26 protein-coding genes are annotated in these 23227 nt (G+C 33.2%); 12 read left to right on the top strand and 14 right to left on the bottom strand.

The annotated features are described in order from the left end of the window. Window positions 1–165: 165 nt before the first annotated feature. The 3 genes from leuS to DG435_RS18755 form a co-directional block, all read right to left on the bottom strand. The gene (gene leuS, locus DG435_RS18765) at window positions 166–2994 is read right to left on the bottom strand and encodes a leucine--tRNA ligase (protein WP_106790913.1); all 2829 of its coding nucleotides are present in this window, start codon (window positions 2992–2994) and stop codon (window positions 166–168) included. A 113-nt stretch (window positions 2995–3107) separates the two neighbouring features. Beyond that, window positions 3108–4034 carry a 2-dehydropantoate 2-reductase gene (locus tag DG435_RS18760; protein WP_106790914.1) on the bottom strand — a complete coding sequence of 309 codons (927 nt, stop codon included), beginning with the start codon at window positions 4032–4034 and terminating at the stop codon, window positions 3108–3110. Between the two features lie 204 nt (window positions 4035–4238). Next, complete coding sequence (locus DG435_RS18755) at window positions 4239–5960, bottom strand: thiol-activated cytolysin family protein (protein ID WP_106790915.1); 1722 nt, start codon at window positions 5958–5960, stop codon at window positions 4239–4241. A 922-nt stretch (window positions 5961–6882) separates the two neighbouring features. Between DG435_RS18755 and DG435_RS18750 the strand changes: the two genes are divergently transcribed. From DG435_RS18750 to DG435_RS18725, 6 genes are all read left to right on the top strand, one after another. Then, entirely contained in the window at window positions 6883–7761 is an 879-nt protein-coding gene (locus DG435_RS18750) for an ABC transporter permease (protein ID WP_024768231.1), read from the top strand. Window positions 7762–7886: 125 nt separating this feature from the next. After that, on the top strand, window positions 7887–8294 hold the full coding sequence (locus DG435_RS18745; protein WP_234387030.1) for a hypothetical protein: 408 nt from the start codon (window positions 7887–7889) through the stop codon (window positions 8292–8294). Next, window positions 8275–8541, top strand: coding sequence for a DUF3098 domain-containing protein (locus DG435_RS18740; protein WP_369872245.1), 267 nt, complete (start codon window positions 8275–8277; stop codon window positions 8539–8541). Before DG435_RS18745 ends, DG435_RS18740 begins: the two co-directional genes overlap by 20 nt. Window positions 8542–8605: 64 nt before the next feature. After that, window positions 8606–9400, top strand: coding sequence for an undecaprenyl-diphosphate phosphatase (locus DG435_RS18735; protein ID WP_106790917.1), 795 nt, complete (start codon window positions 8606–8608; stop codon window positions 9398–9400). Window positions 9401–9412: 12 nt separating this feature from the next. Further along, window positions 9413–10120 (top strand): tRNA pseudouridine(55) synthase TruB, encoded by a 708-nt coding sequence (truB, locus tag DG435_RS18730; RefSeq protein WP_106790918.1) that lies wholly within the window; start codon window positions 9413–9415, stop codon window positions 10118–10120. Between the two features lie 33 nt (window positions 10121–10153). Beyond that, entirely contained in the window at window positions 10154–10846 is a 693-nt protein-coding gene (locus DG435_RS18725; protein WP_106790919.1) for a hypothetical protein, read from the top strand. Window position 10847: 1 nt separating this feature from the next. On the opposite strand, the gene DG435_RS18720 is transcribed toward DG435_RS18725, so the two are convergent. Further along, window positions 10848–11462 carry a thioredoxin family protein gene (locus DG435_RS18720; protein WP_106790920.1) on the bottom strand — a complete coding sequence of 205 codons (615 nt, stop codon included), beginning with the start codon at window positions 11460–11462 and terminating at the stop codon, window positions 10848–10850. A 449-nt stretch (window positions 11463–11911) separates the two neighbouring features. Here DG435_RS18720 and DG435_RS18715 point away from each other — a divergent pair, with 449 nt between their 5' ends. The 3 genes from DG435_RS18715 to DG435_RS18705 are packed head-to-tail and all read left to right on the top strand — an operon-like array spanning window position 11912 to window position 14261. Continuing rightward, entirely contained in the window at window positions 11912–13219 is a 1308-nt protein-coding gene (locus tag DG435_RS18715; RefSeq protein ID WP_106790921.1) for a leucine-rich repeat domain-containing protein, read from the top strand. Window positions 13220–13270: 51 nt separating this feature from the next. Then, window positions 13271–13834 (top strand): DNA-3-methyladenine glycosylase I, encoded by a 564-nt coding sequence (locus DG435_RS18710; protein WP_106790922.1) that lies wholly within the window; start codon window positions 13271–13273, stop codon window positions 13832–13834. A 22-nt stretch (window positions 13835–13856) separates the two neighbouring features. Next, window positions 13857–14261, top strand: coding sequence for an ACT domain-containing protein (locus tag DG435_RS18705; protein ID WP_106790923.1), 405 nt, complete (start codon window positions 13857–13859; stop codon window positions 14259–14261). Between the two features lies 1 nt (window position 14262). Here DG435_RS18705 and upp read toward each other — a convergent pair whose 3' ends face one another. From upp to DG435_RS18685, 4 genes are all read right to left on the bottom strand, one after another. Beyond that, window positions 14263–14913 (bottom strand): uracil phosphoribosyltransferase, encoded by a 651-nt coding sequence (gene upp, locus DG435_RS18700; protein ID WP_106790924.1) that lies wholly within the window; start codon window positions 14911–14913, stop codon window positions 14263–14265. Window positions 14914–14995: 82 nt separating this feature from the next. Beyond that, window positions 14996–15634: a leucyl/phenylalanyl-tRNA--protein transferase gene (gene aat / locus DG435_RS18695; RefSeq protein WP_106790925.1), complete on the bottom strand. Its 639-nt coding sequence runs from the start codon at window positions 15632–15634 to the stop codon at window positions 14996–14998. A 222-nt stretch (window positions 15635–15856) separates the two neighbouring features. After that, window positions 15857–16234 (bottom strand): DUF3127 domain-containing protein, encoded by a 378-nt coding sequence (locus tag DG435_RS18690; RefSeq protein ID WP_024768244.1) that lies wholly within the window; start codon window positions 16232–16234, stop codon window positions 15857–15859. Between the two features lie 12 nt (window positions 16235–16246). Beyond that, window positions 16247–17119 carry a flavin reductase family protein gene (locus tag DG435_RS18685; RefSeq protein ID WP_106790926.1) on the bottom strand — a complete coding sequence of 291 codons (873 nt, stop codon included), beginning with the start codon at window positions 17117–17119 and terminating at the stop codon, window positions 16247–16249. Window positions 17120–17254: 135 nt separating this feature from the next. Between DG435_RS18685 and DG435_RS18680 the strand changes: the two genes are divergently transcribed. Together DG435_RS18680 and DG435_RS18675 are read left to right on the top strand one after the other, a co-directional pair. After that, window positions 17255–18442 (top strand): HAMP domain-containing sensor histidine kinase, encoded by a 1188-nt coding sequence (locus tag DG435_RS18680; protein ID WP_106790927.1) that lies wholly within the window; start codon window positions 17255–17257, stop codon window positions 18440–18442. A gap of 82 nt (window positions 18443–18524) precedes the next feature. Continuing rightward, window positions 18525–18884 (top strand): hypothetical protein, encoded by a 360-nt coding sequence (locus DG435_RS18675; RefSeq protein WP_106790928.1) that lies wholly within the window; start codon window positions 18525–18527, stop codon window positions 18882–18884. Here the strand turns inward: DG435_RS18675 and DG435_RS18670 are convergent. The 3 genes from DG435_RS18670 to greA form a co-directional block, all read right to left on the bottom strand. Continuing rightward, window positions 18881–19291 (bottom strand): thioesterase family protein, encoded by a 411-nt coding sequence (locus tag DG435_RS18670; RefSeq protein WP_106790929.1) that lies wholly within the window; start codon window positions 19289–19291, stop codon window positions 18881–18883. The genes DG435_RS18675 and DG435_RS18670 overlap by 4 nt on opposite strands. 6 nt (window positions 19292–19297) lie before the next feature. Then, window positions 19298–19687 (bottom strand): HIT family protein, encoded by a 390-nt coding sequence (locus DG435_RS18665; RefSeq protein WP_106790930.1) that lies wholly within the window; start codon window positions 19685–19687, stop codon window positions 19298–19300. 126 nt (window positions 19688–19813) lie between these two features. Then, window positions 19814–20290: a transcription elongation factor GreA gene (gene greA, locus DG435_RS18660; RefSeq protein WP_106790931.1), complete on the bottom strand. Its 477-nt coding sequence runs from the start codon at window positions 20288–20290 to the stop codon at window positions 19814–19816. A gap of 120 nt (window positions 20291–20410) precedes the next feature. Between greA and DG435_RS18655 the strand changes: the two genes are divergently transcribed. Beyond that, window positions 20411–20842: a hypothetical protein gene (locus DG435_RS18655; RefSeq protein ID WP_106790932.1), complete on the top strand. Its 432-nt coding sequence runs from the start codon at window positions 20411–20413 to the stop codon at window positions 20840–20842. Window positions 20843–20871: 29 nt separating this feature from the next. On the opposite strand, the gene DG435_RS18650 is transcribed toward DG435_RS18655, so the two are convergent. The 3 genes from DG435_RS18650 to DG435_RS18640 form a co-directional block, all read right to left on the bottom strand. Continuing rightward, window positions 20872–21282 (bottom strand): hypothetical protein, encoded by a 411-nt coding sequence (locus DG435_RS18650; protein WP_108840648.1) that lies wholly within the window; start codon window positions 21280–21282, stop codon window positions 20872–20874. 66 nt (window positions 21283–21348) lie between these two features. Next, the gene (gene thiH, locus DG435_RS18645) at window positions 21349–22461 is read right to left on the bottom strand and encodes a 2-iminoacetate synthase ThiH (protein ID WP_106790934.1); all 1113 of its coding nucleotides are present in this window, start codon (window positions 22459–22461) and stop codon (window positions 21349–21351) included. Further along, entirely contained in the window at window positions 22454–23224 is a 771-nt protein-coding gene (locus DG435_RS18640) for a thiazole synthase (RefSeq protein ID WP_106790935.1), read from the bottom strand. Before DG435_RS18640 ends, thiH begins: the two co-directional genes overlap by 8 nt. Window positions 23225–23227: the final 3 nt, after the last annotated feature.

Raw genomic sequence — 23227 nt, 5'->3', positions numbered from 1 at the left:
TCGATATTTTCTGTTTTTACACCACTAATTATTTTTTTGATTAAAAAATAAAAAAAACAATAAATTAACATCAAATAACGGTAAAACCATCACACAAAGTGAGGTTGACAATCCTACTTTTACCGTTAAACATTTCAATGAAGTAATATATTAAAAATCAACACCCTACCCAACCACATTTACAATTTTACCAGGTACTACGATTACCTTTTTAGGTTCTCGACCAGCAAGTTGTTCTTGCGTCTTTTCATGCGCCATAACCGCTTCTTCGATCTCATCTTTGCTTAGGTCTAACGATAACTCCATCGTAAAACGCATTTTACCATTAAACGAAATTGGGTATTGCTTAGTACTTTCTACCAGGTGTTTCTCTTCGAATACAGGAAATGCTGCCGTCGATATAGATTCTTTATGTCCTAATTTGCACCATAACTCTTCTGCGATGTGAGGAGCATAAGGAGAAATTAACACGATCAAGGATTCTAAAATCGCTCTAGAAGTACATTTTTGAGCTGTCAATTCATTTACCGCAATCATAAAGGTACTTACCGATGTATTAAACGAGAAATTCTCGATATCTTCTTCTACCTTTTTGATGGTTTTATGCAATGTTTTTAAATCGTTTTTGGTAGGTTCTGTATCGGTTACACCAAATGTTTCGCCATCGTGGTATAATTTCCATAATTTTTTAAGGAAAGAATGTACTCCGGTAATTCCTGCAGTATTCCACGGTTTTGCTTGTTCTAATGGCCCAAGGAACATCTCATACAAACGTAAACTATCTGCTCCATACTGCTCGCAAATACCATCTGGATTGACCACATTAAACCATCGTTTCGACATTTTCTCTACTTCTCTACCGACGATGTATTTTCCATCTTCAAGCTCAAAATCAGCATCATTAAATTGTGGTTGCCATTTTCTTAAAGCATCCACATTTAGTTCATCCGAATTATTGATCAAACTTACATCCACACGAAGTTCTTCTGTTTCATATTGATCTTTTAACCCTTTAGAAACATACGTATTAGAACCGCTAATCCTATACACAATAGCACTAGTTCCTAAAATCATACCTTGGTTGATCAGTTTTTTAAACGGCTCATCAACGGTAAGGTATGCTCTGTCTTTTAAAAATTTGGTCCAGAAACGAGAATATAATAAGTGACCGGTTGCATGTTCGTTACCACCAATGTATAAATCTACATTTTGCCAGTACTGCATCGCTTCTGCGGAAGCGAATTCAGCATCATTACCAGCATCCATATATCGAAACGGGTACCATGAGCTCCCTGCCCAACCAGGCATCGTATTTAACTCTAAAGGAAAGACTGTTTTATGATCAATTTTATCATTAGACACCACCTCATTCTTCTGTGCGTCCCATGCCCAAACATCGGCACGACCTAATGGTGGTTCTCCTGTTTCTGTAGGGAGATATTTTTCTACTTCGGGTAGTGCTAACGGTAAATGTGCTACATCAATCATTTGTGGCATCCCATCTACATAATATACCGGAAACGGTTCTCCCCAATATCGTTGACGGCTAAATACCGCATCACGTAATCTGTAATTGGTTTTACCTTGCCCTTGACCTAGTTTTTCTAACTCATAAATAGCAGTTTTGGTTGCTTTTTTATAGTTTAAACCATTAAGGAAATCAGAATTGGCTATAATGGTCTTTTCTTTATCGGCAAAAGCTTCTTCAGAGATATCTACACCTTCAAAAATATTAGTGATAGCCGGCATACTCGGTTTGGCAGCAAAATATTTTGCAAAATCATAATCTCTCTGATCTCCACATGGTACTGCCATTACAGCACCGGTACCATATCCTGCCAATACATAATCTCCGATCCAGATGGGTACAGGTTTTTTGGTAAATGGGTGCTCTGCATATGCTCCTGTAAACACTCCACTAATGGTTTTTACATCTGCCATACGCTCACGTTCGCTACGTTTGGCTGTTGCTTCGATATAAGCTTCTACATCAGCTTTCTGTTCGGGAGTTGTTATCTTAGCAACCAATTCATGTTCTGGAGCTAATGTCATAAACGTAGCGCCAAAAATAGTATCAGGACGTGTGGTAAACACTTCGATTATCTCATCATGTTCGTTTATAGCAAACGTTACACTAGCTCCTACAGATTTTCCGATCCAGTTGCGTTGTGATTCTTTTAGAGAATCTGTCCAATCGATGGTTTCTAATCCTTGCAATAATCGTTCTGCATAGGCAGAGATACGCATGCTCCACTGTGTCATTTTTTTACGAATCACAGGATATCCTCCTCGCTCAGAAACTCCATTTACTATTTCATCATTTGCTAGTACTGTTCCTAATTGTGGGCACCAGTTTACTTCGGTCTCTGCCAAATAGGTCAACCTGTATTTTAATAGTACTTCTTGCTTTTCTTTTGAGGAAAAACTATTCCAATCCCCGGCAGTGAATGGTGTTATATTTTCATCACAAACCGCATTTACTTTTGCATTTCCTTCTGATGTAAAAACAGTTTCCAGATCATCAATCGCTCTTGCTTTATCAGCATCTTTATCGTACCACGAATTAAAAAGCTCTATAAAGATCCACTGTGTCCATTTATAAAAATTAGGATCACTGGTTTTTACTTCACGACTCCAATCAAAAGAGAATCCGATTTTATCTAATTGCTCACGATAGCGAGCTATATTTTCTTTGGTTGTTATCGCAGGATGCTGTCCTGTCTGGATCGCATACTGCTCTGCCGGTAATCCAAAAGAATCATATCCTTGCGGGTGTAATACATTAAATCCTTTATGACGTTTATAGCGTGCATAGATATCACTGGCGATATACCCCAACGGGTGTCCAACGTGTAATCCTGCCCCTGATGGATATGGGAACATATCCAATACATAATATTTAGGTTTATCACTGTTGTTTTCAGCTTTAAAAGTGTTTTTTTCTGCCCAATATTTTTGCCATCTGGCTTCAATAATATTAAAATCGTAGCTCATTACGTTTATTTCTGTATTACCATTTTTATGAGAAGTGCAAAAATATGGTATATACTAATATTATTGTGTCTAATTTGAAGAAATGTAATAATATTAGAAGTCTTTTATTAATTTTATAAAGTTCTGGCTTTAGCCTCCATGGGTAATAAACAACTATATATAAACGTATTTGCAGGTGTTAGAACTCCTAGTTTGATACCTTCCTTTACAATAAAACCATTAAAATTATCTAATTCTGAAGGTCTGCCTTGCATAATATCACGTTGCATAGAAGCAGTAGAATCATAGGGTTGTTTACCGATAAAAGCCATAATCCGAGATACAACATCCTCTGGTAATGAAACTCCTTTAGCAGTACCTACCTTATAAATTTCGGTAGCCGTTTGTTCTAAAATACGATAGGTCTCTGGATTTTCATATACTTCTCCAATAGTAGCTCGGGTAAGTGCTCCAATGCCACTAACCGTAGTAATAAACATAAATTTACTCCAGATATCTACATCTATATCTTCAGAAATTACATTGTTAAAGCCTGCTCTATCAAACACTTCTTTTACTATCTCCAGGCGATCTGTTTTACTTTTGTCTAATTCGCCAAAAACAACTTCGGGTTGATGACCAAAATGAGAAATAACGCCTGGACTTTCTATCTTACTATAGATTTTGCATAATCCTCCCAAAACATGCTTTGCATCTACTACAGAACCTACTTTTTCTGCATTATCGGCTCCATTTTGTAATGGAATAACAATAGTATTTTCTTTTAAAATAGGTTGAATAGATTTTGCTGCCTCTGCAACCTGCCAGGATTTTGTACAGATCAATACTACATCTGCTTTTTCTACAGTATCAATCTGATCTGTTGCATAAAACGGGTGAGTTACAAAATCCCCATTGATACTTTTAACTTGCAATCCACTTTTTTTAATAGCTTCGAGATGTTTTCCTCTGGCTACCAAGGTTACTTTCTGACCAGAATTAGCAATTTTCCCTCCAAAGTACCCACCGACTCCACCAACTCCTATGATGACTATATGCATATTATGATGCTATTTTAATGATCTTAAAAATATAAACTCAAATCTAATGAATTCTTTATTTTCCTAACCTTAGTTCATCACTAAAGTTTAAAACAACAAAAAAGAGAGTGTTTGTACAAACACTCTCTTTTTTATATGGCAGCTTATTCTAGACATCTATTAAACGCCTTTACAAACTGCTAATAAAACATTATGAACAAATTCTTATTTTAATATATAAGATGCATAATCCGCAACAAATGGAGCGCCTTCAACTGTAGAAAAAGCGCCATTCCACGTTTGTTGATCAAAAGATTTCCCTATCGTATAATCCGGAACATATGGATTGTGACGATCAACATCTACCCATTTTTTGAGATTAGCATTATACTCATAGATAACATAACGTCTTCCTTCACTTGCAGTATCATAATATGGATTGCAACTTGCATCACACTCACCCACTTCTGACACCACTCTAAAACGTTCGCCAATGGCTGACTTCACATCAAAATCTATCACTTTACCTACTGCAAATTCCTTTTTCCCTGTTAAAGGATAATAATCTCTTATAGAATGCTCTATACCATACCCCCAACGTAGTTTTTTACCCGCCTGGTACCATTGTCCTAATTCTGAATCGTATTTCTCTACATATAATCTACCAAAAAGCTCTGCTCCACTAGTACCATGATCTGATGCTTTATACAAAGCAACTGTTATAGGATCTATCCTGATTTTATCATAGTTTACTAGATCACAGTTTTTAACTGTATAATTTATATTTTGAACTACATTAAAAGTTCTGTTTCCATGAACATAATTTACTTTGTATGAGATTGGGTATCCTGGATTTTGACGAGATACATTTGCTCCTTTTGCCAAAAATCCTACAACCCCTTCTAAATCATTAGCTAGTGCCGACAAAGATGAAGAGATTCCTGCTTCAGGGTTACCTCCTAATTGTTTAACCTTTACATTGGCGTTTTGAAAAATTTCTTTATATCGAGCAGACACATCAACATTGACATTTCCTACTCCTTTATACGCAAATTTCAATGCTGCCTCTACCTCTAAAGCGCTCTCATTAGACTCATATATCATGGTATATAACCTTCCATAAGTTACTGACTCTATATATGAAGATGGGTTTGCCTGATCCGCAGCAACTTCTTTAAAATCGGTTACATACGGATCAAGTCTTTCTGGGGCAACACTATTACTTAACCAGCCATATTGACCAATTATATTCTCTTTTGGGGAAACAGAAGCAGTAAAAAAACGTTGCTTAAGTGTAACGGCAAACCTGGTTTTTTGTTCGTTAAAATTAATTCCTAATTGTCCTGACACATTAATACTTGGTCCAGAATATCCTGCTTTTAGCGCAAATTGTAGTTGTTTTTCGCTATGTATTCTCTCTATAGACACTTCAAAGCTTGCAGGAAAACTTGCGTTACTATCATAATAATTATTCAGGATTTCATTTAAGTTGTCTTGTACTTTTCCTGGTGTTGGAGTATCAACATTTCTATATGTAGAAGCAGATGTTCCTGATAAAACATTTACCCTTACCTCTATAGGGTTTCGGCTCTCTCCATAAATTGGAATTGATGTAGGCGCTCCTTCTTGTATCGACCTAGAAGCTATTAGATTACCCGGCCAAAGCAAAGAACCATTAGGATCTAACAGAAAAAAATCTGAATCACTTTGATTGAAAGAAACTTCTTTTGTAACACAATTTTCTTCTACTAAGCTTTTTGCAGATTTGCTTTTATCACCTTGTTCTTTTATAACCAAATTGCTAACACCATCAGGAATATCCTCATAGAGATACTGAGCTTTTGATTCTAGTTTTGTAACGGCCTGATCATCTAATTTATCATCGTTTTGGCAAGATACTAGTATTGCCAAAGAAAGCCCCAATAAAGTAATATTTGTATATTTCATTAAATAAAATTTTAAATCATTTAGTTTAATCAGTAGTTTAATCGCCTTTTTGTGCTATGCACAATAAGTCATTATGCATATTCTAAAAACCATTACGGATAAAAAACATTGCTTTTTTTGTTTTAAAATACCTCTACAAAATGAATTCTGAACATGTAATCTACTGCTTAAAAACTTTTACCTCTTTTAAGAATTTAAATTCAAAAGAGAACTAGTATTACTTTCTATATCATATGATTGTACACATGATCTTATTTAAATTCTGGCGGCAAATATAATACAGGTAATTATTTTATCCTATGACAATCAAAGCATTAAGACATTGATCACAATTCGTATTTAACATTTTTTTTATTTGCTAAAATGAAATAGATATGAAGAAAAAAAAGTGTAAACTATACTTATTTAATAATTTACAAATTAAAATAAATCTCGATGAACTTTACATTGTTGTTTAACCGTAGTAGTGTTGATTTAAATCCGTAAATAAAAAATATAAATTTTAACACTGAAGTGTTAAAAAATGTAAATTTCAGTAACTAATACATTTACTCTTTATAGCAAAGGTCATAATACTGGTATCAACAAAACACAAAGTAATCTTAAACATCTTTTCATAATCACTAAGGCCTCTCTTGCAACTTAATCACAAGTTTCAATACCTTATGCTTACAATAAAAAAGCAACCGGAATTCAGTGCTGAATCTTTAAAACTTATTTTAATATAATAAAATGGATTTAAGCAAGGTTGTAGCAAAGTATACGTTATTCATATGTAAATCAAATGCAATCAAACCATATAATAAAAACAGATCCCGTTCTGCAACGGGGTTAATTCGAGTAATTTATTCTAAAATGAGGTGCATTTTAGAATAAAAAATCTCACTAACTTTATTATTTTTACGCACAAATCAATTTATTTATGAGCTCATCTTTTGAAAAATACCAAAAACGACGACTAATCTCCTCTTATTTTTCTGTTGTTATTAGTATTTCTTTGGTATTATTTTTATTGGGCTTATTAGGCTTATTAGTATTAAATACTAAAAAAGTAGCGGATCATTTTAAAGAAAAAATTGCACTTACAATTTACTTAAAAGATACCGCCAAAGATGTTGAAATCAAGCAACTGGAAAAAACTCTGGCTCTGGCAGAATATACTAAATCAACTACTTTTATTTCTAAGGATGAAGCTGCCGAAGAGCATAGTAAGGACATAGGAGAGAATTTCATGGATTTTCTAGGATATAATCCGCTTCAAAATTCTATTGATGTTTATCTAAAAGCTGATTTTGTCGATCAGGCAAAAATTGAAGAAATAAATGCTTCTATCATCAAAAAAGATTTTGTGGATGAAGTAATCTACGACAAACCTTTGATCTCATTATTAAACGATAATATAAAGCGTATTAGTTTTTGGGTACTTCTCATTAGTGGTATTTTTACTTTTATTGCTGTATTACTAATTAATAGTTCTATCCGTTTATCGGTATATTCTAAAAGATTTATTATTAAGACTATGCAAATGGTAGGTGCTACAAAGAAATTTATTCGCAAGCCTTTTGTATGGAAAAGCGTGCGATTAGGAATGATAGGAGCAATTGTAGCTTTAATCGGAGTTGGGATTGTATTGTATTACCTTAATAAGACATTCCCAGAACTGGCATTACTTGATGATGAAATCTTACTTATTATTTTATTTGCCGGTATTTTTGGGATTGGTGTGCTCATCACCTGGATCAGTACATTCTTTGCTACACAACGGTTCTTGAATCTAAGAACTGATGAATTATATTATTAATCTAATTAAATATATCTACGCAAATAACTAAATTAAACCAATAGTTGTAGCTGTGCAGAAAATTAAATCTAATAGGGTACAACAGCTAAACGCATTAGGTTAAAACTACTAATCAAGATGAATTAATGGGTAAAATCGCTAAAATATATCTTTCGATCATTTTTGTACTTTTTGTTGCTTTTATGATAGCAGTGATACAAACATTTCGACCTGTACGCAATGTGCAGCCTGAGGATGTTATGAAAATCGAAGGAGTTGTAACCGACATACAAGAAGGACCAGGATTTGATATCGTGATTATTCTTAAGAATGATGAGCATCACTACTATATTAATCGTGGATTGCAATATCAACTAACACTAGAACAATTGCGCTCTGATATTCTTAATAAAAAAGTTACTTTGTATGGTATAGAAAGATGGACTATATTTACCCGTGATAAAAATATGGGACATATATCAAAATTAATGATTGATAATAATGTGATATTTAACGAAATTGATAACGATGAGCATGAAAAAACAATCCAATAAAAATACACCTCCAAAACCTGATTTTGTTTTTGGAAAGAAAAACTATATCGTTATGGCCATAGGAATAGCAGTAATTGCTCTTGGCTTTATTCTCATGGCAGGAGGAGGAAGCGATGATCCTAATGTTTTTAATCCTGATATTTATAATTTTAGAAGGATTCGATTAGCACCAACTATTGTTTTAATTGGTTTTGGTATCGAAGTATATGCTATTCTTCTAAATCCTGATAAGAAGAAAAAACAGTAATTTGACATTTTATTTTCCGGTAGTTATATCTTTGCGTCAAATTTAAGAAATCCCAAAATTCTCTATGGAAATCATTGATGCAATTATTCTAGGCATAATACAAGGGCTTACCGAATTCTTACCTGTTTCTTCTAGTGGACATCTCGAACTTGGCAAAGCTATTTTAGGCGATCAAAGTGTACCAGAAGAATCTTTACTTTTTACCGTAGTGTTACATTTTGCAACTGCACTTAGTACCATAGTAGTCTTTAGAAAAGATATATTAGAGATTATAAAAGGAGTATTGAAATTCAAAAAAAACCAAGAAACCCTCTTTTCTTTTAAAATCATCATTTCTATGATTCCTGCTGTTTTAGTAGGTTTATTTTTTGAAGAACAATTAGAAAAACTTTTTGGAAGCAATATTATGTTTGTTGGCTTTATGCTACTCATTACAGCTGCACTATTATGGTTTGCAGATAAGGCTAAAAGCACCCGAAAATCAGTAAGCAATTCAAATGCATTTGTAATTGGTATTGCACAGGCAATTGCAATGCTCCCGGGGATTTCAAGAAGTGGTGCAACAATATCTACATCGGTATTGTTAGGAAATGACAAAACCAAAGCCGCTCGTTTTTCTTTCTTAATGGTTGTTCCGTTGATTATAGGGAAAATTGCTAAAGATATACTTGGTGGCGATCTTACTTTTTCATCAGAAAACAGTGTCCCATTAGCTCTTGGCTTTCTGGCTGCATTTGTCTCGGGGCTTTTTGCATGTACATGGATGATTTCCTTGGTAAAAAAGAGTAAGTTAACTTATTTTGCCGTATATTGTATTCTTGTTGGCTTATTAGCCATCAGTTTTGGTTTTATTAAATAGCCCCCATCTATAATGCTAACCGAACAAAATTATAAAGACGGTCAAATCCTTTTGATCGATAAACCGTTGCAATGGACATCTTTCCAAGTTGTAAATAAACTTCGTTGGCTTATCCGGAAGAATTTTGGTATCAAAAAAATTAAAGTAGGTCACGCAGGAACACTTGATCCTCTTGCCACAGGATTACTTCTTATCTGCACAGGAAAATTTACTAAGCGCATACAGGAATTTCAAGGACAAGCCAAAGAATACACTGGGACAATATTGCTTGGAGCAACAACACCCTCGTATGATCTGGAAACCGAGATTGATAAGACCTTTCCTATAGACCATATTTCTGAAAAAACTATACACGAAACAACACCTCTTTTTATTGGAGAAATAGATCAGTATCCTCCTATTTTTTCGGCTTTAAAAAAAGACGGTAAACGATTATATGAATATGCCCGTGAAGGAGAAACTGTAGAAATTAACTCTCGAAAAATTACTATAAATGAATTTGAAATCACCAAAATCAAATTACCAGAAGTAGATTTTAGAGTTGTATGCAGCAAAGGGACATATATTAGATCACTAGCACATGATTTTGGAAAAGCATTAAATAGTGGGGCTCACTTAACTGTTTTAAGAAGGACTAAAATAGGATCATTTTCGGTTGAAGATGCTACTACAATTGAATCTTTTGAAAAACAGTTACACCCAAAAATTGAGACTACATAAAATATTGTAGAATAAAAGCAGTTATAGATACCTATGGAATTTGTAGAAAAACATAAAGCTCTGATTATCACATCAATGTTGATGGGGATCGTTGTTCTAAGCCTTTACAATATCAATATGATAAACAAGCAAAAAGAACAATCTGAAATCCTAATGGAAATCCCTGAAGAGTTTCTTGCCGAAGAAGAACAACCTGAAGAAGAATTAATCGCTCAGGAAGATCGACAATTAATTGCTGCCAAAAGAACACATTCGGCCTTTAATGAAGACTTTGAAGATCCTGAAGAGTTTGAACAACGAATGAAATCATTAACAGAAACCGAAGCTGCTTCCGAAGAAGGTGAAGAAGCTACACCTACAGAAGGTGAAGTTCCTATTGATGAAGAAGAGAAAAATGAAAATGAAAAAAAGGAAAAACCAGAACCAGAAGGTAAAGAAACTAACAATAGAAATAGCTCTCTTACTTATAGCTTAAAAAACAGAAAATCTATAGATCTACCTAATCCTGTATACACATGTAACGGAAGCGGTAAAGTAGTCGTAAAAATCGAAGTTAATAAAAATGGATATGTAGTTAACACCAAAGTTGACAAGAGAAATTCTACTACTCGAAACGAATGTCTTTTTGACAATGCAATGGATTATGCCAGAAAGGCTTTATTCTCTCGTTCTGATATAGAAGAACAAGAAGGCACTATTACATATTATTTTAATTATGGATCTTAAACTACAGTAGTTTTAATGCATCTTCGGCAATATTTGTGCCTTTATCCTTGTTATACCAAACTTGTAAATCCTGTTTAAATTCTGGATCTAAGCTACCGTGCTGTTCCTTATAATCATTTACCATTTGTGTTGCCACAGAAGGTCTTGGACCCCAAGAATTCAGCACCTCTTTGCTTTGATTATCATATACAATTAATTTAGGTATTGATTTTCCTCCGTTAGTCAAAAAATTATTCATCAATTCATCGTGATCATCTCTAGAGATGATTTTTAAATCTATCCCCTCATTTAATTCTGCAAGTTTATTCAACACAGGTAATACATGTGCAGCATCCCCGCACCATCCTTCCGTTAATACTACCCAGGTTACATTTAGATTGGCATTAGAAAATGAAGCGGTAATTGATTCGTCTATTTTCAAGGTCTTATCCCATCGTTTCATTCTACGGTCATTAAGCATACTATAATTTGTTAATGCTTCAGATTGTTCGTGACCCGTAGATTTATCTTCGGTTAACAAGTCACTAATCAGACTCTTATATTCCTGGTATGTGTATGAATTATCAATTCCTTGAGTTATTAATTCGGGTATCGTCATAGTAGTAGGTTGTTCCATAATTATGGGTTTCAAAAATAGGTAAAACAATATATTTAATGTCTAAAATGTTTAGCTTCTAATATCAAGCTTATGAGCATTTTAATTTATTATTACATTATCGGATAATGTCTAAAAAATCATCTTTTTATATCAAAACCTTATAATTGTCAATTCTTAAAGGTTTCTTATACATAGGACGATAGTTATCCTTAAAACTTACAAATATTATATACACCCTGAAAACAGTGAGTTTGTTTTTACTGTTAATAGTGTACTCTACGTGCGATTAGATTTCAATCTTTGTATTCAATTTCTAATAAATCTTTGATATAAAGACAAAAAAAATGGTTTTGAAGCTAACAGTCAGGAATTTAAATAATAACTTTACAAGAGGGACATTATACACTTTACACACTACAGACTTATAGCATCATTTCAAGGGGTTTTCGATAGAAAATTTTAAATACATGAAAAAATTATTTACTATAATTATACTATTAATAGGGTATATAACTGCTATTGGTCAGGAAAATAAAATTTACAACTCATTGCAAGAGGCATTGACCAATAAAGATCAGGTATACAAGTTAGACCTTAGTCATACCAAGCTCACAAAACTACCGGTGTCTGTAATACAATTAAAACAGCTACACTACCTCAACCTAGAAGGGAATGAAATAAGTCAATTACCTGAATCTATTTCAAATCTAAAAAAACTAAGAACACTTAACATAAAAAAGAACAAGCTTGTCGACCTACCTGCGTCTCTTAGTGATTTACAAAATATAGAGGTTTTACTTTTATCTGAAAATCTGATTCTCACACTACCTGAATCTATTGGGAATTTAAAAAAACTAGGATGGTTATTTCTAAAAAATAACCAGATCAAGGTCTTGCCCGAATCCTTTGGTAATCTTACAAATCTAAAAAAATTAGACCTGAGACAGAATCAGCTTATCGAGCTATCTAATACTTTTGGTAACCTTACCAGCTTACAAGAACTTCTTATAGAAGGAAATCGACTTTCTGAATTGCCTCTTACATTTGGGAATCTAAAAAACATAGAAGCATTAAACCTATCAGACAATCAGATTGATGAATTGCCAGAATCTTTCGGAAATCTAAACAATCTGGAATGGTTGATTTGTAAAGAAAATAAGTTGGATCGTATTCCTGAAACCTTCGGAAACCTTTCAAAATTAAAACTTCTGTATTTAAATGCTAATAAAATAAGTAAGCTCCCAAAATCCTTTCAGAATCTTACCAATTTAAAAGACCTCAACCTATCTGGTAATAGACTTTCTAAAGCAGAAAAAGAAACAAGCAAACAACTATTACCAAATTGTGAAATTAATTTTGAAAACAGTTACTATTCCTTGAAGAAGGCCTTAGAAAACAAAAAAAATGTTGACATCCTGTATCTTTCAGATAGTGAATTAACAGAGCTCCCAGAATCAATAGGAGAGCTTAAAAATTTGCAAAAACTATATCTCATAAGCAATCAACTTAAGAAATTACCAAAATCCTTTGAGAAACTAAAAAAACTGGAAACCCTTTCTTTATCCTATAATAGTATTGCAAGTCTACCAGAGTCCCTATACAAGCTTAAAAACTTAAAACAACTCTATTTGGATAGCAATAAACTCTCTTCTTTACCAGAGTCTATAAAAGATTTAAAAAAATTAAAAATCATTCATCTATCTGGTAATAATTTATCTGATCTAGAAAAAGAAAAAATTAAAAAACTACTGCCTGATTGTTCGATTTCTTTTTAAAATAAACAGTATTTTAGAAATTTGATCTATAAAACATACTAAGTATATACTATGCAAAAACACAGATGTGGTTGGTGTATTGGCGATCCATTATATGAAGCCTATCATGATACTGAGTGGGGAGTACCATTACACGACGAACGACTTTTATTCGAATTTTTAATTCTTGAAACTTTTCAAGCTGGATTGAGCTGGATTACCATTTTACGAAAACGAGAAAATTTTAAGGTAGCTTTTGATAATTTTGATTATAAAATCGTCGCTAAATATAACGACACAAAGAAAGAAGAATTATTACAAAATGCCGGAATCATTCGCAATAAACTAAAAGTAAATTCTGCAATAACTAATGCTCAGAATTTTATCAAAATCCAAGAAGAGTTTGGTAGTTTTAATGAATATATCTGGAGCTTTGTAAATGGGAAACAGGTTCAGAACAATTGGCCTCATTATAAAGATTGCCCAGCTACTACAGAAACTTCTGATATCGTAAGTAAAGATTTAAAAAAACGAGGGTTTAAGTTTGTAGGCTCTACCGTTATTTATGCTTTTATGCAGGCTATTGGTATGGTAAATGATCACGAAGTCGGTTGTTTTAGATACAAAGAAGTTTAGAGACACATTAAAAACATCAAAAATGAGTGGAGAAACTAATTTAACTACTTTAATCAGAAACATGTCTCCTGTATTACAGGCTGGTGAGTTTGTTTTTTCTACGGTAAAAAATACAGATCATATTCCCAGAGAAGATTGTATTGGTGAATTTAAAGAACAGGAAGGAGTAACTATTATACTTGATCGCAAAAAAGCAGAACAACTTAATCTTTCTTATGAATATATTGCCTCATGGATAACTCTAAAAATCCATTCTTCTCTAGATGCTGTAGGTCTTACGGCTATTTTTTCGACAGAATTAGCAAAACATAAGATTAGTTGTAATGTAATTGCCGGCTATTATCATGACCATATTTTTGTTGACAAAAAAGATGAAAACAAAGCAATTAATGTTCTAAAAAAACTATCCGAAAATTATGAAGAATAATTTAAAGTTTTACCCCAAAAGATAAGTCTCCGGCATCACCGAGGCCAGGAATAATATAGCTCTTATCATTTAGTTTTTCATCAACTGCAGCAATCCAAAGATGAGTATTTTCTGGAAACACATTTTTAATATATGATATCCCTTGCTCTGATCCAATTACAGAAACAATATGTACTTGTTCTGGCATACCATGTCTTTTCATCACAGTAAAAGTATTCTCCAGGGTTTTTCCTGTTGCCAACATTGGATCTGCCAAGATCAAGGTTTTACCTTCCAAAGAAGGCGAAGCCAAGTATTTTACCACAATTTCAAAATCATCATCATTTTGATGATCCCTATATGCTGAAATAAATCCGTTTTCTGCAGTATCAAAATAATTTAATAGCCCTTGATGCAATGGCAATCCAGCTCTAAGAATAGAACATAACACAAGCGCATTCTTAGGTACAGAAATTTCCTTAGTTCCTAAAGGTGTTTGAACTGTTTTGATCTCATAATCCAAAGTTTTACTTAATTCGTAACTTAGAATTTCGCCTATTCGTTCAATATTTTTCCTAAAACGCATTGCATCTTTCTGTATAGTAACATCTCTTAGTTCTAAAATAAATTGATTTAAAATTGAGTTTTTTAATCCTAAATTATGAATAACCATTGATGATACATTTTAAGAAGTTATTAAAAATCTTTTTGAAATTATTTTTGAAATCAGATGAAAAATTAATCTCTAACTCATCTTACCTCAAATATTTTATAAACGCTGCCCTAGTAATTTCTCTGGCACCTAAACTTGCCAAATGATCAGTATACACCTGGCAATCGATCAACTGTATTTCTTTTGCTATTAACCACTCTACCAAAGTAATAAAACCATATTTAGAAGCATTACTAGCTTTAGAAAACATACTCTCACCACAAAACACTTTTTTCTCTCTTAACAAAATCCCATACAACCCACCTACCAAAACTGATTCTTGCCAAACCTCAACAGAGATAGCATATCCTAGCTCGTGAAGTTTTTTATATGCCTTTTGCATATCGTCTGTGATCCAGGTACCTTCTTGTTCTGGACGCTTGATTGTTGCACAGTGTTGTACAACACTTTCAAAAGCTTTATTAAATGTTACTTCAAACTTATTTTTTCTGATAAGTTGACGCATACTTTTACTTACTCTAAGTTCTGAAGGAAAAAGCACCATTCTTGGATCAGGACTATACCATAGAATAGGTTGATCCTTATCATACCAGGGAAAAATTCCGTTATGGTATGCCTCCAGTAATCTATCAACCGAAAGATCTCCTCCTATAGCCAAAAGACCATTAGTATCGGCAAGAGTTACTGACGGAAATTGTATTGTATCTGTTAAAATGTACAAAATATATTTATAAATCTTTATACAACGTTAAATATCAATCAGTTGTTTGAATTGACCAAAAAAATCGCAATATTTGTTAGGACCTTTTAAGATAAATTTTGTTCATCATTGCTTTTTTGAGTTTTATTAAAAGGTTAACCTAAAACCACAATAATGAAAAGTCCGATATTATTTATATCGGACTTTTTTCTTTTTATTAAAATACTGTACTAAAAAACCTATTTAGAACGGTAAATCATCATGTTCTTCTTCAGAAAAATCTTTTGCAGGCTCAAAGGCATCTACTGGTGGAGTTGGAGGAGCAGAAGCATTCTGAGCTGCAGGTTGCAAACTCTCAATTCTCCATCCCTGAATAGAATTAAAATACTTAGTTTCTCCTTGTGGATTTACCCACTCACGACCACGTAAATTAATACTTATTTTTACATCCTGACCTACTTGAAAAGGGTTTAATAAGTCACATTTATCCTGAACAAACTCTACCATGATATGTTGTGGGTATTGCTCTTCAGTAGTAACTACAACTTCTCTCTTTCTAAAACCATTGCTTCCAAAGGTTTGAGTCTCACCGATCATCTTTACTTTACCTTGTACTTCCATCTTATTGAATTATTATTTTGCTGCTAAAATGTTCCATGCTGTATCTATATCGTCCTGATCAAGATACTGCTTTGCAAATTTATGAATTTCTATTAGGTTAGCCTCCCGAATTTTACCCTTAATATCATTATGGTTATTAACAAATTCTAAAGCTTCAGTTTTTGTTGGTATTCCTTCTACATTTCCTAGTTTACCTAAATCGTTTCCTGTAAAAACAGTACTGCTTCTTATTTCTTCTGGCAATGCATCTACACCAATCCCTATTGAACTTAATGGTTTAGGCACTTCAAACATCCCCATATTAGCTCTACTATACCAATTACCCCCCATACGGGCAACCTGATCTATCTTATGCTGATCTATTCTATTATCCTCGTCCATCACATTCTCATTAATATGCATAAGAACTACTTCGCAAATAATAAGATTACCAGCTCCTCCTTCATCACCCATAGGAACTACCTGATTAACCTTGCATTCAAACTGTACCGGAGACTCTCCTACACGATACGCTTTGATTTTTTCTGAAGGCACCATGGTAAGCCCGGACTTTTCAAATTCATTAACCCCTTCTGGATACTCTGTACTTGATAATGACATCTGCTGGACAATATCATAATTCACTATATTAATGACTACTTCTTTGGTAGATTTTGCATTCTCTAATGTGTGTTTTGTAGTATTATCTCTTACTCTTCTTGCCGGAGAAAAAATAAGAATCGGTGGATTCGCGCTAAATACATTAAAAAAACTAAACGGAGATAAATTAGCATTGCCATTTATATCCATCGTACTAGCAAAAGCTATAGGTCTGGGACCAATTGCTCCAAGAATTAAACCATGTAATTTTCCAGTAGTAACCTGTGATGGATCAATTGTAATCATAATTTGTTTTATATTGAGCAAATATAACCAAAGTTTGGTTTTAGAATCATTAAATGAACAGGTTTTAGAATCTGTTTTATAAACAATAAAATCGTTTTAAAACGTTTATATTTAGGATTTAGTTAACTAGTCTGTATGAATTTTTCTGATGAGCGTAATTTTTCGAGCTATTTCATCATTATAGCTGTTTTAGTAATAACCGGTCTCGTTTTATGGAATACATCGTTATTCATGCAACGTCTTAAGGATGATGAACGAACTAAAGTTGAAATATGGGTGCAATCCCAGAAAGCATTAGATAGCGAACAATCCGATGACTACCTCGAGTTATCTATTGTCATAAATACGACAAACAAATCTATTCCTATCATCATTACAGATTCTAAAGGTGATTTTATTAGAGATTCTTTAGGAAAACCTGATCCAAGTTATTTTAAAAATTTATCTAAAAATGAAGTAACAGATGAAGATAAGCTTAAATCATTTTTAAAAACGTTAAAATCAGAAAATGATCCAATAGAACTCGATCTTAAAGATACCGTTCAATATATTTATTATGGAAATTCGGATATTTTAAATAAACTGAAATATTACCCAATGACCATTGCCATCATTATATTTTTGCTAATTGGAGTAATTTATTTCTTTTTTACTACTTCTAAAGCTAGTGAACAAAATAAACTATGGGCAGGTATGGCTAAAGAGACTGCTCACCAAATCGGCACACCATTATCCTCGTTAGTAGGTTGGAACGAAATCCTTAAAACCGAAAATGTAAACCCAGAATATATCGTAGAAATAGAAAAAGATATTGAACGATTAAAGATAATTACAGAACGTTTTTCTAAAATTGGATCTATTCCCAATCTTGAAGACGTTGATATTGTAGAAGAAACCCGAAACGCTTATACATATCTTCAATCCAGAAGCTCTAAACTCATTAATTTTTCGCTTAATTTACCCGATAAACCTATTCAAGTATCATTAAACTCCCAATTATATAGCTGGACAATCGAAAATCTCGTAAAAAATGCTATTGATGCGGTGCGAGGAAAAGGGGACCTCGAAATTGACCTTATAGATGATGCAAAACGGGTATTTATACGAATTAAAGATACTGGCAAGGGTATTCCTAAAAGTAAGTTTACTAAAATTTTTGAGCCCGGGTATACATCTAAGAGTAGAGGATGGGGTTTAGGTCTATCCTTATCAAAGAGAATTATAGAAGAATATCACTTAGGAAAAATTAAAGTTCTTAGATCCGATATTGGTAAAGGCACTACTTTTCAAATCACACTTCGCAAATCTGGAGTTACTTCTTAATCTTAAATTTTCCTAAAAGGGTATAACAATATTTTTTTCGCAACGTTATAGAATACCTATTTAACACCAAATCTAAAACAAAGTGAAAACTGAGTATATTATTTTAAAAGAAACAACTCTTAACAATAATTGTCCAGAATGTTACTCTACTGATGGTATGATACTTTCTTTCAAACAGCAAAGACTAAAATCAAAATTTCTGGTAAAAACCAAAAGTAATATTGTCGAAAGTATTAATTGTAACAAATGTGAAAATCAAATTTTTCCAGGACAGTGGACCACAGATATAGAGAGAGTCTATGATTATCATAAAAAAACAATCACTCGTCAATCTGGATCATTACATTTTACCAAATTGTTTTATATTCTAATACTTCTTGCGATAGCTATAGCAGCTTTTCTGTATACCTACCTTTACAGACCTGATCTTTTAGGAATCTAATATTGTTTCATAACCTCTCGTAATTCATCTGTAACCAGAAAGGTTTTATCTGTATTAAAATCAAAACAAACTGCTACATCGTGACCTTCTGCACAAAGTACACCCTCATCATTATACAATTGATGATATAATCCAAAACTAGAGTTTTTAATAAATTCGACTCTAGTTTTAATTACTACATTTCCTGGAAAAAACAAAGGGTTTTTAAAATCACACCGGGTAGAAACCAGCATTGGTCCTTTTTTAGTTTCGGCATATAATTTTGCCAAACCTGTTACTTCCCAAAATTGAACACGTGCACTTTGCATATATTTCATGAAATTTACATTGTTCACATGCTGATAGGTATCCATCTCACTCCAATCAATACGAAGTTGTAGAGATAATTTAAAATCAGATTCTTGCATATGTCTTTATAAATTCGAATGAATCTCTTTTGCCAGTGCTTTAAAATCAGACTCTGTCATAGAAATTTTATGCTGAAAAGTCATTTCTTTCATTTCATTTAACGGAATTAAATGCACGTGTACATGTGGTACTTCTAAACCTACAACGGCAATACCAACACGTTTACAAGAGACTGTTTTTTCTATAGCTTTAGCTACTTTACGAGAAAAGCGCATTAACTCCAGATATTCGTCTTCGGCCAGATCAAAGATTTTATCTTCTTCTTTTTTAGGAATACAAAGTGTATGTCCTTTTGCATTTGGACTAATATCCAAAAAGGCGTAATAATTCTCATCTTCGGCCACTTTATACGATGGAATTTCGCCATTTACAATTTTAGTAAATAGGGTAGACATTAATTAAATTTTAGTTGGGTTACGGTTTTGGAAATATAGTTTATTTATCTGTAAGTCAAAACCATAAAAAAGCCTTTTTTAAAAAATTAAAAAAGGCTTGTAATAAAATCTAAAAAATTACTTCTTTTATTCTCTTGAAATCTCTACAACATCAAACTTCATAATCCCGTTAGGGACCTGTATTTCGGCTATTTCGCCAACACTTTTCCCTAAGAGCCCTTTTCCGATAGGAGAATCTACAGATATTTTTCCTGTTTTAAGATCTGCTTCACTTTGTGCTACCAATTTATAGGTCATTTCGGCACCATTAGTTTGATTTTTGATCTTTACAGTAGAATGTATAAGGGCTTTAGATGTGTCTAATTGAGATTCGTCAATTAAACGTGCATTTGAAAGAGTTTCTTCCAATTTAGAAATTCTCATCTCTAATAATCCCTGTGCTTCTTTTGCGGCATCATACTCGGCATTTTCACTTAAATCCCCTTTATCACGCGCTTCAGCTATTGCCTGAGAAGCTTTTGGGCGCTCTACATCCTTAAGTTGACCTAGTTCGTCTCTTAGTTTTTTAAGCCCCTCTGCAGTATAATAAGATACTTTGCTCATAACTTCATCGTTTATATAAATACAAAAAATCCCATAAGAATGGGATTTGTTATTCAAAGATAACAAAAATTTTACTGAAGACTACAAATTTACGTAATTTGCCAATACAATATTAGTGTTATGAAAAAGACTTTATTTTTAGCAAGTGTTCTTTTAATTTTATCATGTAGTAGTGATGATAATGGAGACAATAATCAATTTCTACCTCCTTCGAGTGTTAATTATCAAATCAATCTTAATTTACCTCAATTTAACAAGCTTAAATTCCCGAGTAATCATTTTGTAGATATCTCAGAAAATGGAAGTATTAAAGGAGTCATCATTTATAATATTGATAACACACAGTATTCTGCTTTTGAGCTTAGCGATCCTAATCATTCTCCTAGTTCTTGTTCTGCCCAGACAATAGATGGGATTACCTCAACTTGCAATTGTGATGATGGAAACAGTTACAATATTGTTACAGGACAACAAACCTCTGGAGATGGTCAATTTGGATTAAGACGATATAGTGTGCGAAGAGAAGGAAATACGTTATTTATCTCTAACTAATTATAAAAAGAAAAAAAACCAGCATATTTTTAATCTGTATCTTCTTTTTTTGAAATCATAACTTTAAAAGACAGTAGAAAATCAAAATCCTTTAACTTAAATTCATACTCGTTCCATAATGAAGGTGCATATGTATATTCTGTTTTTCCTTGTAAACCATACCTGCAAACCTCTATTTTTCCACAACTATTCCCTTTAGAAAGCGATAGCTGAACAGATGTTTTTGTTGGACCACTAGCACCAGGATATGGCGGACGTTTATGAGAAAAACCCGTCAATAGAATAGACAAAGAATCTGTAAGCATTACTGGTATATCAGGCTTTAACTCCACCAGTATTGGGTTTGTATACTTTATCGTTTCTGTATCCTGTTCTTGCTGAGCATAGTTTGAATGGCTCCAAAAGAAAAGAAAAGAAATTACAGTAATTATCTTACTCATAAAAATAAAATTATGCATCCCATGTTCACAATAGTGTGTTTTTTTAGCCCTTAAATATATTACAATTTATTTCCAATTATAAGCCCAATCTTTCCAAACTACTTCTAACCCTTTATTTTTAAGCATTTTCACTATATCTCCTGTAGAACGTTCATCCGAAATTTCGAACTGTTCTAAAGATTGCGGCTCTACAACATAACCACCCGGATTAGTTTTAGATTCAGCACTTATAGAAGTGATTCCGAGATTTACAATATGCTCTCTAAATACTTCACTCTCTCGGGTAGACATAGACAATTCTACATCTTCATCTAACAATCGAAAAGCACATATCAATTGCACCAAATCTGAATCTGTCATTTCTACTTTTGGTTCTAGTCCGCCACTGTATGGCCTTAGTCTCGGAAAGGATATCGAATATTTTGTTTTCCAATACGTTTTTTGCAAGTAGTTAAGATGTAACGCTGTAAAAAAGCTATCTGCCCTCCAATCTTCTAAACCAAAAAGAGCTCCTAATCCTATTTTATGAATTCCTGCTTTACCTAATCGATCCGGTGTTTTTAATCGATAATCGAAATTAGATTTCCTTCCTTTTGGATGATGTTTTTTATACTCTTCTTTATGATATGTTTCCTGGTACACTAATACTGCATACAAACCATTCTTGATCAATAATTCATAATCAGACTGATCTAATGGTTGTATTTCTATAGTAATATTGGCAAACTTTGATTGTATGAGTTGTATTGCATTATTAACATAATCTACTCCTACTTTTTTATTTGCTTCACCGGTAACCAGAAGGATATGATCATACCCTTTTGATTTCAAGAAATCTACCTCCTCTAGAATCTCCTTATCGGTTAATGTTCTTCTCGGAATTTTATTAGTCATACTAAACCCACAATACGTACATATATTTTGACATTCATTACTCAGATACATTGGAGTATACATCTGGATGGTGTTGCCAAAACGTTTTTTGGTAGTATAGCTACTTATTTGCGCCATATATTCTAAATATGGTTTTGCAGCGGGAGAAATTAGCGCTTTAAAATCTTCGAGATCTCTTTTGGATTTGGCAAGAGCATTCGTAACATCTGCTTCTGTCTTAGAAAAAATACTGGAAAGTGTTTCATCCCAATCATATTGCTCGAATAAATCTTTGAAACTATTCATTTAAAAAACTCGTTAACGGGCTACTCGCCTCTGCATGCTGTCTAATAGGGGCTAATTTTGAATTATACGCCATATGGCCTGCCTCTACGGCCATTTTAAATGCTTTTGCCATCGTTATTGGTTGCTGTGATACTGCAATAGCCGTATTTACCAATACAGCATCTGCGCCAATCTCCATCGCCTGTGCTGCATGTGACGGACTCCCGATACCAGCATCTACAATAACAGGGACATTACTTTGGTCTATTATAATTTCTAAAAATTCTAATGTCTTTAAGCCTTTGTTACTTCCTATAGGTGCACCTAGTGGCATCACACATTGTGCTCCTACTTCTTCTAATCGTTTACATAAAACAGGATCTGCGTGAATATAAGGCATGACCACAAACCCTTGTTTCACCAACTCTGAAGCTGCTTTTAAGGTTTCAATAGGATCTGGTAATAAATATTTTGGATCCGGATGAATTTCTAATTTTATCCAATTGGTCCCTAGTGCTTCTCTTGCCAATTGAGCAGCAAAGATTGCTTCTTTAGCATCCCGAACTCCAGATGTATTAGGGAGTAAATTAATTCGCGGATGATCCAAATGTTTTAATATATCATCATTTTCATCATTAACATCAACCCGTTTTAATGCTACCGTTACCAGCTCACTTTCTGAAGCAAGTAGCGCTTCTTTCATTAATCGAGAAGAACTAAACTTTCCCGTTCCTGTAAATAGACGAGATGAAAATTCTTTATCTGCAATTTTTAATTTTTCCATTTC

Origin of the sequence: Aquimarina sp. Aq78 (genome assembly GCF_900299525.1) — a bacterium.
In the GTDB taxonomy this organism is placed as follows: Bacteria; Bacteroidota; Bacteroidia; order Flavobacteriales; family Flavobacteriaceae; genus Aquimarina.
The sequence above is the reverse complement of the archived record's forward strand: the minus strand, read 5'-3'. Positions and strand labels throughout refer to the sequence as shown.

Coding starts and splice junctions, on each gene's coding strand:
- DG435_RS18705 (WP_106790923.1), top strand. CDS start 13,857: ATGAGTGGAGAAACTAATTTAACTACTTTAATCAGAAACATGTCTCCT.
- DG435_RS18725 (WP_106790919.1), top strand. CDS start 10,154: ATGGAATTTGTAGAAAAACATAAAGCTCTGATTATCACATCAATGTTG.
- upp (WP_106790924.1), bottom strand. CDS start 14,913: ATGGTTATTCATAATTTAGGATTAAAAAACTCAATTTTAAATCAATTT.
- DG435_RS18690 (WP_024768244.1), bottom strand. CDS start 16,234: ATGGAAGTACAAGGTAAAGTAAAGATGATCGGTGAGACTCAAACCTTT.
- DG435_RS18740 (WP_369872245.1), top strand. CDS start 8,275: ATGAAAAAACAATCCAATAAAAATACACCTCCAAAACCTGATTTTGTT.
- greA (WP_106790931.1), bottom strand. CDS start 20,290: ATGAGCAAAGTATCTTATTATACTGCAGAGGGGCTTAAAAAACTAAGA.
- DG435_RS18655 (WP_106790932.1), top strand. CDS start 20,411: ATGAAAAAGACTTTATTTTTAGCAAGTGTTCTTTTAATTTTATCATGT.
- thiH (WP_106790934.1), bottom strand. CDS start 22,461: ATGAATAGTTTCAAAGATTTATTCGAGCAATATGATTGGGATGAAACA.
- DG435_RS18665 (WP_106790930.1), bottom strand. CDS start 19,687: ATGTCTACCCTATTTACTAAAATTGTAAATGGCGAAATTCCATCGTAT.
- DG435_RS18755 (WP_106790915.1), bottom strand. CDS start 5,960: ATGAAATATACAAATATTACTTTATTGGGGCTTTCTTTGGCAATACTA.
- DG435_RS18670 (WP_106790929.1), bottom strand. CDS start 19,291: ATGCAAGAATCTGATTTTAAATTATCTCTACAACTTCGTATTGATTGG.
- DG435_RS18685 (WP_106790926.1), bottom strand. CDS start 17,119: ATGATTACAATTGATCCATCACAGGTTACTACTGGAAAATTACATGGT.
- leuS (WP_106790913.1), bottom strand. CDS start 2,994: ATGAGCTACGATTTTAATATTATTGAAGCCAGATGGCAAAAATATTGG.
- DG435_RS18715 (WP_106790921.1), top strand. CDS start 11,912: ATGAAAAAATTATTTACTATAATTATACTATTAATAGGGTATATAACT.
- DG435_RS18750 (WP_024768231.1), top strand. CDS start 6,883: ATGAGCTCATCTTTTGAAAAATACCAAAAACGACGACTAATCTCCTCT.
- DG435_RS18710 (WP_106790922.1), top strand. CDS start 13,271: ATGCAAAAACACAGATGTGGTTGGTGTATTGGCGATCCATTATATGAA.
- DG435_RS18760 (WP_106790914.1), bottom strand. CDS start 4,034: ATGCATATAGTCATCATAGGAGTTGGTGGAGTCGGTGGGTACTTTGGA.
- DG435_RS18640 (WP_106790935.1), bottom strand. CDS start 23,224: ATGGAAAAATTAAAAATTGCAGATAAAGAATTTTCATCTCGTCTATTT.
- DG435_RS18745 (WP_234387030.1), top strand. CDS start 7,887: ATGGGTAAAATCGCTAAAATATATCTTTCGATCATTTTTGTACTTTTT.
- DG435_RS18735 (WP_106790917.1), top strand. CDS start 8,606: ATGGAAATCATTGATGCAATTATTCTAGGCATAATACAAGGGCTTACC.
- truB (WP_106790918.1), top strand. CDS start 9,413: ATGCTAACCGAACAAAATTATAAAGACGGTCAAATCCTTTTGATCGAT.
- DG435_RS18720 (WP_106790920.1), bottom strand. CDS start 11,462: ATGGAACAACCTACTACTATGACGATACCCGAATTAATAACTCAAGGA.
- DG435_RS18650 (WP_108840648.1), bottom strand. CDS start 21,282: ATGAGTAAGATAATTACTGTAATTTCTTTTCTTTTCTTTTGGAGCCAT.
- DG435_RS18680 (WP_106790927.1), top strand. CDS start 17,255: ATGAATTTTTCTGATGAGCGTAATTTTTCGAGCTATTTCATCATTATA.